This is a genomic window from Candidatus Cardinium sp. cBcalN2 (assembly GCF_022810445.1).
In the GTDB taxonomy this organism is placed as follows: Bacteria; Bacteroidota; Bacteroidia; order Cytophagales; family Amoebophilaceae; genus Cardinium.
In genome coordinates this window covers 1-10,550 of record NZ_JAACGD010000130.1, presented here as the reverse complement: position 1 = coordinate 10,550, position 10,550 = coordinate 1, and the positions used below count along the sequence as shown (strand labels likewise).

Sequence of the window (10,550 nt, the reverse complement as noted above, 5' to 3'; positions counted from 1 at the left end):
CGTTTTTTTCCTAGCATAAGCCATAGGGGTGAACGGAAACCAAAAATTAGGCTTAGTTTACGAGTAAGCTAAGCCTAATCAGAATAATATTGAACCTCTTGCAAAACCTATTGCTAATCGCACTTTTGGTGCCGAAACCTGTCTATGCTCCTCAAATACATTAAGTATCTTGCGGTGCTTGACTATGCTTCTCCTAAAAATGGCTTATGGCAAATAGATTTTGCAAAGGGTCTATTATAAAAAGCACTAATGGAGTTCTATTTCCTCTTCATTTTGGTTGATAAGCTTATAATCTGTTACTGCCATTGAAGAATCTTCAACCAATGTAACCCACCTACCATATTTTAGGAACCATCTAAATCGTTTAGAGATCAAATTTTTGGTAAAGTAGGCATACAGATAAGGGTGGACTAAAAGACTGATACCTTTTTCGTTCTGATTCATCAAAACAAGGTGCAAGTTTTCTTCAATTCTTTCTGAAACCAATATAGAAGCATCGATCTTTCCTGTACCATTACAAGATGGGCAAAGTTCTCTTGTAGCTACATTCATTTCTGGTCGCACCCGCTGCCTTGTAATTTGCATGATGCTAAACTTAGACAATGGCAAAACAGAAGTTTTAGCACGATCTTCTTTCATCAACTCCTTCATTTTTTGATAAAGGAGCTTGCGATCTTCTATATCCTTAATGTCAATAAAGTCCACTACGATAATCCCGCCCATATCACGCAACCGCAACTGTCGTGCAATTTCTTTTGCAGCAGCCAAATTGACATTTAAAGCCATTTTCCCTTGCCCTTCTTCATCTACAGCTCTATTACCGCTGTTTACATCAATCACATGCATAGCTTCGGTATGCTCAATGACTAAATACCCGCCCCCTTCTATACCAACTGTTTGACCAAAGAGGGTTTTTAGCTGCCGCTCTATGCCGAGTTGTTCAAACAACTTGATCTTACTTTGATGAAATTTAAGAATTTTCTCTTTGTCGGGCGCAATGGTATGTATGTATTGCTTTATTTCACTATAAAGGAGCTGATCATCTACAACAATGCTATCGAAAGATTCATTGAGCATATCTCGCAAAATTGTATAAGCTCTGTTTACTTCCCCTATAATTTTTTCCCCAGGCAATGCAGTAACTAGCTGCTCCATCCCATTTTTCCACTTATCGATAAGATCTCTTAGGTCTCTATCTAATGTGGCTACATCGATGCCTTTGGCCACAGTACGCACAATTACACCAAAGTTTTTAGGCTTAATAGAAGCGATTAAACGGTGTAGCCGATCTCGTTCTTCGGCATTTGTAATCTTTTTAGAAATACTAATCGTATCCACAAAGGGTATGAGTATCATATAACGACCAGGTAAGGTCAACTCGGAAGCTATACGAGGCCCTTTACTTGAAATAGGCTCTTTTACAATTTGAACCAATACCTCTTGCCCTTTGGCCAGTAGATCTCCAATTTTACCAAGTTTATCTATGGGTGGCTCAACTACAAAGTCAACTAAATTTTTTATGTTGCCTTGTTGATGCCTAACAAATTGAATGGCTTTCTTAAGAGAATTGAATTGCGGACCAAGATCTAAATAATGCAAAAAAGCATCTTTTTTGTATCCTACATCTACAAAACTGGCATTTAAACTAGGTACAACTTTTTTAATAGTACCCAAATAAATATCCCCTACCTTAAATTTATTATCTTCTTTTTCTACCTGATATTCAAAAAGATCTCCATCCTTTAACAGTGCTATTCTACAATTATTATCCGTACTATTAATTATTAATTCGTTACCCACGCGCTCATTTTTGTTTACGTTTTTACAGAAACCTAGGAAGCAATTAGTAGCATGTTGAATAAATAGTTAAGCAAAGCAGATAATAATGCTTCTTGGCACTTAAGTGCTATCTATTTTTCTTTTTATGTCTATTTAACCTAAGACGTTTTTTACGCTTATGTGTAGCTACTTTTTGTCTTTTTCTTTTCCTACCACAAGGCATTTTACTAAGATTTCGTAAGTTATATATATATACTACTCTAAATATTATAGAAAAAACTGCTTGCCTATTGTTTTGGTAGACAAGAGGATTCTATATTGTTTACGTTTGAAAATATAGTTCATTAACGTAACTAATGTGTCAGGCTTTGCTGAAAGCTCTATGCGATTTAGGCACTTGAGCATTGATTCCTCCAATTTACTGTTTTTTTCTTTAATTACATGCATATTGCTCATGATTCTAACACTATAGCGCGATTATCATAGCTACAAAAAGAGGTTACTGAGATGCTTTTATTGTTTTGTAGGATAAGTACCATTGTATTTGACCATAAATACCTATACCTGATAGAATCAGGTAATGCATACTTAGCATGATAGCTCCTGCTTGGTAACAAGCCAGTGACATGGCTATATAGCGCAACAGAGCAATTACCCATCTTTCTAATTTTTTATGCGACATCAACCACTTGTCCATAAAACCAAAAGAAAAATAATAAGTATCCCCATATGATGCTGCACGAACATATTTACCCATTATAAAGTGCCAACTAACCCCAACCAACATACTAATCGCAGTAATAGAGGCAAGTGTCTTATGAGATGTCCTACTCACTTGTACAGGTTTTCGATAAGTGGTGCCTTTCCATCTCAGGTAGGCATATAGATTAAAGAATATAAAAATAATGCTATAGATTACTTTGCCATAAAGCGATCTAACCGAATAGATATAAATATTTGCAAAAGCAATAGGAAAAGCCAAAATTTTACTCCAAATATTTTGGCGTGTTTCTAAAAAATGGGCAAAGAGTGATGCGACTACTACGCTAAATTCCAATAAGCTTTGTGCATCGTGAATAAGCCACTTTACTGCACTGATAATAGTTTCCAAAAGTTGATGGATCATTGTATATAAAAAGTAATGAAATGGAAATTAAAACATATAATCAATCTTTGATCATGTCAATAGACTTTTTTCGAAATGCGCTGCCAGCCAAGCCTAATGGTCTGTCTGGATGGGTTGTTTAGATTCAAGTTGGTTACCATTTGGTTTGAGCTGCCTATTAGATTGTGTATGAATTTTACCTATTAATTCATACACCTCTCGAAAAGGCCTTTCAGACAAGGCTTTAATAATTACATTTACCTCTTCGATACCTAACCTGAGTGCTATTGTATTGGGTTGCATATGCTTACGAGTTGCTTAAATTTTAAGATTAACAATAATTTATGTTTGAGTTGTATAACAAAGATTTCTTCTTTAAAAAGGATAGCCAATGTTCAAGGTAAAAGCCGGTTGTAACTTTTGTTCCCTGTTGCCAGAAGGCTTATGTAATGGAAAAGCCAGATCTCCACAGAGTACAAAGGTATTGTAAAAATTTAATCTTAATCCAAAACCACCTCCTACAGCAAAGGCTTTGTAGAATTTATGAAAATAAAACTTCATTTTGGGATCTGCCTCTTTGGATAACTGCCACGTGTTACCGATATCGAGGAAAAGTGCCCCCTCTAGATAACCAATTAATTTTCGACGTAGTTCTATGTTACCTAACAAGAGCAAATCACCTTTTTGTTGTTCCTTGTTATCTTCCTCTACTTCGTAGACACCAGGGCCAATTACTCCCCTATCCCAAGCCCGTACGCTACCATGTCCCCCTATAGCATATTGCTTATCTGGATGAATGGTATCTGCTGATTGATAGCCGCTAACCATACCTAATTTAGCTTGGCAAGCTAGTGTAGTATAGGCTGTAAGGTTAAAAGCATGACGATACCCTATATCAAACTTAATATATCTATATAATTGTAAAGACTTAGGTAACATGTGCTTAGAAGCAAGAAGGTGTTCAAACAATCCCCCATGCTCTATGCCTATTGCAACCATCCATCGGTATCTGTCTAATGAATATAAATATAAGCCAGCATTAGACTCTTTTATAGTAGCTGTGTATCCTATGCTAGTCAAAAAAGAGGGGGAACTTGGCTGTGCTTTAAGCTTATCTATTTTTATTGGATCTATGGTTTGAGGGTAATCAAATACTATTTTGATAGGTGCTAATTGATAGGCGATATATTGACTAGACCAATCATAGTTTAATGCAGCATCTATTTTTTGGCTACTGTAAATAGGATTTTTGGTAAAACTATAACCGAAATCAATGGTAGTACTTGGACTGAAGCTTTCCAATATCAGATTGGCTCTTTTAGGTAACCAGAGCATAAAACGCGGTATGGTAAACTTACCACGTAATCCATATGCCATATGTTGGGAACGATGATGCGATGTAGCTGCTATTAAATCCTCTCTAAGCGCCACACTTGCTTCTATATTGAGTATACCTAGCCCACCCACTCTCCTGATGGTAGGGATTAACTTCATAGTAGGGCGGAGCCGCTTAAGATTTAGGTTAATAGATTCCAAACCAAGTTCCGTTTGGAGCCTTAGACGCTCATAAGGCTTTGCATGAATATAAATGACCAGCTGGTCTGCTTCTATTTTGGGTAAAATCGCAATAGACTCAAAAGTAGCAATCCGATAGAGCCGTTCATAGGTTTCTAGAATTTTACTTTTATTATAAAAATCACCAGGCCTCAACGGTATTTTACTTGCCAGATCATCTAACGGATAGCCATCAGATGGAATCAAAAAATCAAGATCTTGACATGCTTTTGTTTGCAGATACGTAACACTTGATTGGTGGTCTTTTTGGTTGGTCAAATCTACCACAACACGACCTATTTTTGTTTTATGGTAGGCTTCTATAGCATCAGGTATACCTACTATAGTAGTAACAGCTATGGTGTGGTCATCCGGTGACACATCGGCTTTAAAGTAAACATACTGCTCATCAAATTCAAAATAGCCATTATCAGATAATAAGTTTATAATGCGCTCTTGTTCATTGATAAAATCTTGGTATTGATAGGGACGGCCTACCTTAATAAAGCTTTCTCCACTATGACTCACTAATAAGTTTTTTATTGATTTACAAGCTATTTGCAGACTTATTGAAGCAATTTTATATAGACTTTTTTGCTTTATGTAATAGGAAACCTGTACTTTTTTATTTTGAAGATCAGTTTTACTGGTTACTTCAGCATCTAAATATCCTTTGGAATGGAGGTAATTTAAAAATATTTTTTCATTATGTTGCACATAAATGGGGTTATAGTATAGGGGTTTAGCACCCATGCGCATTAAACGGTTACCATTTGTAGCTATATTTTGTTTGCGTTTAATAAGTCTATCGCGCTTGGCATTTAACCTATTTTTTTCTTTTTCATTGGTTGCTTCACTGATTCGGTAGTCATAGGTTGCTTTAATGGAGGCTATTTCATTATTAATCTTTTCAAGATTGAAATGTTTTTTTCCCCACTGATAGAGCCATTTGTCAATCGGGATTCCTAAAAAAGTAGCACCTGGTTGGTAGATAGAATGTTTTTGCAATGCTTTTTTATGGGTATTTTTTAGACCTATAATAACCTCTTTAATTGGTAAAGCTTCATGCGTGATGGCCTGTAAGCTGCTCCCATAAATGGATAGCAGCAAGTGTATGATAAATGGTATAATAGCTTTCTTCTTGCCTAAGAAATACGTTTTCAACTTTTTATATTAAAATTTAGCCTTTAACAGGCAATTGCAAGCGGACAATAAAAATACGAGATAACATGGAACCATTTGTAGCTTTTCTACAAAGCACAAAAAGCCTAATGTCATATCAAATAAATGTAGTATGTTTGACCAAAGTATTGCTATAACAGCTGCTGAATAGATGCTCATTAAAGTACTAAAAGATCTAGGCCATTTTTATTTTTTAAACCTATAGACTATGACCGATAATACAGAAAAATTAAAAGCGCTACAAGTCACCATTGACAAGTTAGAAAAAACATATGGCCGTGGAGCAGTTATGCGGTTAAGCGACAATCATGTAGTAGATATTCCGGTTATTCCAACAGGCTCTCTTGGTTTAGACTTAGCCCTAGGGGTGGGTGGTATACCCCGTGGCAGAATTATTGAGATTTATGGACCAGAGTCTTCTGGAAAAACAACACTTTCTTTGCATTGCATTGCAGAAGCACAAAAAAAGGGTGGTTTAGCAGCTTTTATTGATGCAGAGCATGCCTTTGATAAAAGCTATGCGGAACGTTTGGGTATAGACACAGAAAACTTACTGATTGCACAGCCAGACGATGGAGAACAAGCCTTGGAAATAGCAGAACATCTGATTCGCTCTGGCAGCATAGATATTTTAGTCATTGACTCTGTAGCAGCCTTAGTCCCTCGTAGTGAATTAGAAGGTGATATGGGTGATAGCAAAATGGGATTACAGGCACGTTTGATGTCGCAAGCCTTGCGTAAACTGACTGGAACAATTAATAAGACAGGATGCTCCTGCATCTTTATTAACCAACTTAGAGAAAAAATTGGTGTGATGTTTGGCAATCCAGAAACCACTACAGGCGGCAATGCATTAAAGTTCTATGCCTCTGTTCGCTTGGATATTCGCAGTGTAACCTCCTTAAAAGAGAGTGATGGAACTGTATCAGGCAAACGCACACGGGTTAAGATTGTAAAAAACAAAGTAGCTCCTCCTTTCAGAGTGGTTGAATTTGATATTGTCTATGGGGAGGGGATTTCTAAAGTGGGGGAACTTATTGATATTGGCGTAGAATTGGGTATAGTCAAGAAAGCGGGTTCTTGGTTTTCCTATGAAGAGCAAAAACTTGCCCAAGGAAGAGAAGCCAGTAAAGAAGTGCTAAATGACCATCCAGAACTTTTTCAGAAACTAGAAGCAGCTATTAAAGAAAAAATTGCCGATACTATGTCAAAAACATAGTTAAATATATTGATTTTCAATTTTTTTTGGCTTTGTATTGGTTTTTAACTAGATTTGCAAAAGCAAAGTCAGTAAATATAGGGTAGATTACCGTGCATTAAAGAGGCTTTGCTTAGCTTAGAAGTAAGCAGCCTAATATTGACGGCTTACTAGCGATTATATCGCATAGCGTTAAACCTAGACAACTAAACATAAACAATTGAAAATCAATATAATTAATATGAAAATAGCAAAAATATATGCGCGTTCTAAAGCCGGTCTACTGGTTGGCTTATTAAGCTTGCATACATTATCTTCTTGTGTAAACACAAGGCAAGGGCTACATCTGCGCAACGTTGAGATCGGGATGAGCCCAAACCACAGTCAATCACGTATAGACAATCTAACTCAAAATCAGGCGTCAGAAAACAATTCAGCTAGCTGTATCAATGGCAGAGAAGATCTGTTCCAAGAACACAAATTTGGTGAGTGTAGTGGTAGGCCAAATTGTCCTTATTGTGTAGCTGAGGCACCGCCTTCCTGGTGGGAATGGTTAAAGAAACAGAACAAGTACTACCTAGGACTGTTCATAGGAGGAAGTTTATCACTAATAGGAGGAATAGGGCTCTACTTACTTATTTCTTCGACCCAAGGACTAGGTAACCCTACAGCAATAAGGCGGATAAATGGAACGAATGGGGCAGCTAGCTTAAATCAGTTTAATCATACCATAAAAGGTAATGCTACTTCGGTAAAAGAGCTGCTGACAAAAGTGGATGATAATCAAAAAACATTCGTCAATTCTCAGCATAATTTTGGGGGAAATGATACTAAAAAGACTCAAAACTATACTGAGCCGTATACCGAAAAACCTGTTTTGGAAAAAAAATCCAATCCTGCTCAAAAAGAGTCCAATACTTTCTTAAATAAGCTTAAAGGGAATGATACTCAGAAGTCTCAGAAAACTCAGAAGACTAATATTTCGCTCAAGGGGCCTGGATCTTTGGAAGATTTTGTACATTATATTGACAACGTGTCCTTTACCGACAGACCGAAGGCTATCAAACATTATTTGAGCCAGCGGACTATAGATCTAGATATAACATTTTACGTAGACATGTACAAGATGGACCCTAAGTCCAGTGGTCTAGCTCATTTCAGATCTGTAAATAGCCCAAAAGCAAAAGCAGAGCCAGAAGAAGCAACAATAAAGTCAGCAGAGGCAAGAGCAAAGTCGTCTGTGAAACAACTAAATAACCAAGCTGGATCTAGTGATAAATCGAACGAATGTCAGAAAAGGCTCAATAACTTGAAGGCAAGGGTCGACACCTAGCCTAATTACTTTCCAACAAACTTTAAGGGGAAATAGATCATAATATTTTAGCGCATCATCTAGACAAAAGTAGTATCCATACACTAATCTGGTAGACCTATGTCAAAAGAGCAAAAACGCCCTTTGTACAATAGTTGCGATCAGCAAGCATCCATCTTACAGCTGTAATACAAAAATAGTTTGTCGTTTGAAGCCCGCATAATGGGTCCGTTCTATTTTTCCAGCTGTAAAAGGTTTTGTAAGCAATTTTTTACCCAGGGCTGATTTGGCTTACTACTTGATCAAGAAAAAAATAACATTTAAAAATTGATTACAATTTTTTATTTCAACACACTTAATAGTAGATAAACAATGAAAACGATAAAAAATAAAATAGTAAAAGGTGTAAGCATCTTAGCAAACGCTCTATTGTCTGCTGCTTTATTGGTTTCAGTTGGATGTGGTCAAAATGGATGCAATAAAAAAAATCTTAGAGAAAATGCATCAGCCACTCCATTGAGCTCAACAAATCAGAGTACAAGGCAAAACAGAGATGAAGCTATATCAGATAAAGATATAACCTGGAAACTATCTACGCCTAAGCTAGAATATAATGATAAGATAGCAATATCTACTAATACAAGCGGTGGCAGTAGATGTGATGGGCCATCTAGATTAGAACAAGCAAATCTAGTTGTCAATCAACAACAAGAAGAAGTACCAGTAAAACAATCTAAGCCAATTGCTCATCAAGCAGTAATAGATGCTAAAGATAGTAAGAATAAAAGTAGCAAAGAAGCATCTAAAGATGCATCACTAGATATGGATCCAAAATCTTTACAAAGTAAATTAAAGGCTGCACAAGAATCTCTAGACAAACTAATAAAGTCGATCAAAGAAAACGAGAATAAAATAGAAATGAAAACAAATGAAAAAATAGAAAGGTATACAGATGATCTAGACGGGCGGGCTTTATTCAAAACAATGTTAAAAAACTTGGAAGAGGCTAAAAAAGAGCATTTTAATGCACGTAAGAAAAAACTGATAGATACCCTAGATAAGTTCATGAAAAACGCTACAGAGGCAACTATAAAAGAAGAACACATGAAAGATATGAATAAACTTCTAATAGAAGTCAATAAGGTGTGCCAAGAAGCTAAAAATTTATTGAATCGGTTAAAAACTATTAAAATTAAAGACCCAAAAAGTTTTTTGAACCACCAGGAAAAACATACAATATTAGAAAAATAAAGATCTAGTATAGATGGTATGGCATCAATTTCCCAGCGGGGAAATCATAACTCAACCCCCTTCGTGGGCTTCAAACAAAATGATTTCCTACTCGGCTGGGAAACAGCTATTTCAAAGACTACACTTTACTGAAAATGCCCAATTGCTTATCGAGGGCCATCATATCTATAATATATAAAATATATTGAATATCAAATTTTTATATATTTATTCAGCGCCACAGCTTATGTATCAATGGTGGTCATCCTTACGTTCATGCCATTGACTGAACGCACATTTGACAAGCGTCAGTTACAACCTCACCTATTCTATTACCTACCTTTACATACAACCCTTTATATTATCCTTTGAAGAGATTTAATAACCTAGCCGCAACTATTAAACTAAATATCCCGCGCGCTTTTTAACAAAAAAAGTATTAAAATATATTGATTATTAGTTCTTTTATCTTGTTTTTTTATCTATTTTTTGTTACATTAAACAATGAACAGACCATGAGTAGCTAGCTTTCATGGCCGTTCATTATTAAGGGGAAGGGGTACCTTGCTAAATCTAAACCTAAGCAGGTAAGGTAGTTGAGATAGCCCATGTTATATGGGTTATCCATTACCGTAACGCGCATCTCTTTAGTCATGACTATTATGACATACCGTTAAACGATCAAGACATTTACTAGGAAAAAACATAAGCGTGTTGCAGGGTAGGTCTATTGGTCGCTTGATTTAGCTTTATACATTATATCTCTTGTAAGGCCTATTTCTAATGGGACTTGTATCTATTCAACTCTAAGGGGGTGCCTTCTAAACGCAACTACTTTACTGGTATGCATTCAAAGCTATGGCGGTTCTAGGAAAACGCCCCTTGTAAAATAGTTTCGATTAGCAATCACCTATTAGAGCTGAAATAGCAAAACAGTTGACAGGAAGGCTGCAGCGTGGATTCTGTTTTTTCAGCTGCAAGGAGTGATTTCAGCGATTTTTTACCCAGGGCTTGATTTTTTGCTTACTTCTTTATCAAGAAAAAAGTAAGGTACAAATACATTATTTACCATTCGGCTGAACGACTACATTTTACAAGGGTCGGTTTTTTGGTGCACTGCTGCCACAGCAGTGCATTGGATACGTTGTGCAAGAGGTTGATTGCGCCCTATAGGTAGCCGTTCAGCGCAG

At 36.4% G+C, this 10,550-nt stretch carries 7 protein-coding genes; 3 read left to right on the top strand and 4 right to left on the bottom strand.

The annotated features are described in order from the left end of the window. Window positions 1–246: 246 nt before the first annotated feature. The 4 genes from MUW74_RS03855 to MUW74_RS03840 all read right to left on the bottom strand — a co-directional run bounded on the left by MUW74_RS03855 (window position 247) and on the right by MUW74_RS03840 (window position 5,602). Window positions 247–1,800, bottom strand: a complete 1,554-nt coding sequence (locus MUW74_RS03855; protein WP_243518997.1) for an Rne/Rng family ribonuclease — start codon at window positions 1,798–1,800, stop codon at window positions 247–249. 478 nt (window positions 1,801–2,278) lie between these two features. Continuing rightward, window positions 2,279–2,905 (bottom strand): nicotinamide mononucleotide transporter family protein, encoded by a 627-nt coding sequence (locus MUW74_RS03850; protein WP_243518994.1) that lies wholly within the window; start codon window positions 2,903–2,905, stop codon window positions 2,279–2,281. Between the two features lie 93 nt (window positions 2,906–2,998). Then, window positions 2,999–3,187, bottom strand: coding sequence for a hypothetical protein (locus tag MUW74_RS03845; RefSeq protein WP_243518992.1), 189 nt, complete (start codon window positions 3,185–3,187; stop codon window positions 2,999–3,001). A gap of 72 nt (window positions 3,188–3,259) precedes the next feature. Continuing rightward, window positions 3,260–5,602 (bottom strand): BamA/TamA family outer membrane protein, encoded by a 2,343-nt coding sequence (locus MUW74_RS03840; protein WP_243518990.1) that lies wholly within the window; start codon window positions 5,600–5,602, stop codon window positions 3,260–3,262. A 226-nt stretch (window positions 5,603–5,828) separates the two neighbouring features. Between MUW74_RS03840 and recA the strand changes: the two genes are divergently transcribed. From recA to MUW74_RS03825, 3 genes are all read left to right on the top strand, one after another. Then, window positions 5,829–6,839, top strand: coding sequence for a recombinase RecA (recA, locus tag MUW74_RS03835; protein WP_243518987.1), 1,011 nt, complete (start codon window positions 5,829–5,831; stop codon window positions 6,837–6,839). Window positions 6,840–7,059: 220 nt separating this feature from the next. After that, window positions 7,060–8,151, top strand: a complete 1,092-nt coding sequence (locus MUW74_RS03830; RefSeq protein ID WP_243518979.1) for a hypothetical protein — start codon at window positions 7,060–7,062, stop codon at window positions 8,149–8,151. Between the two features lie 351 nt (window positions 8,152–8,502). Next, complete coding sequence (locus MUW74_RS03825) at window positions 8,503–9,381, top strand: hypothetical protein (RefSeq protein ID WP_243518778.1); 879 nt, start codon at window positions 8,503–8,505, stop codon at window positions 9,379–9,381. Window positions 9,382–10,550: the final 1,169 nt, after the last annotated feature.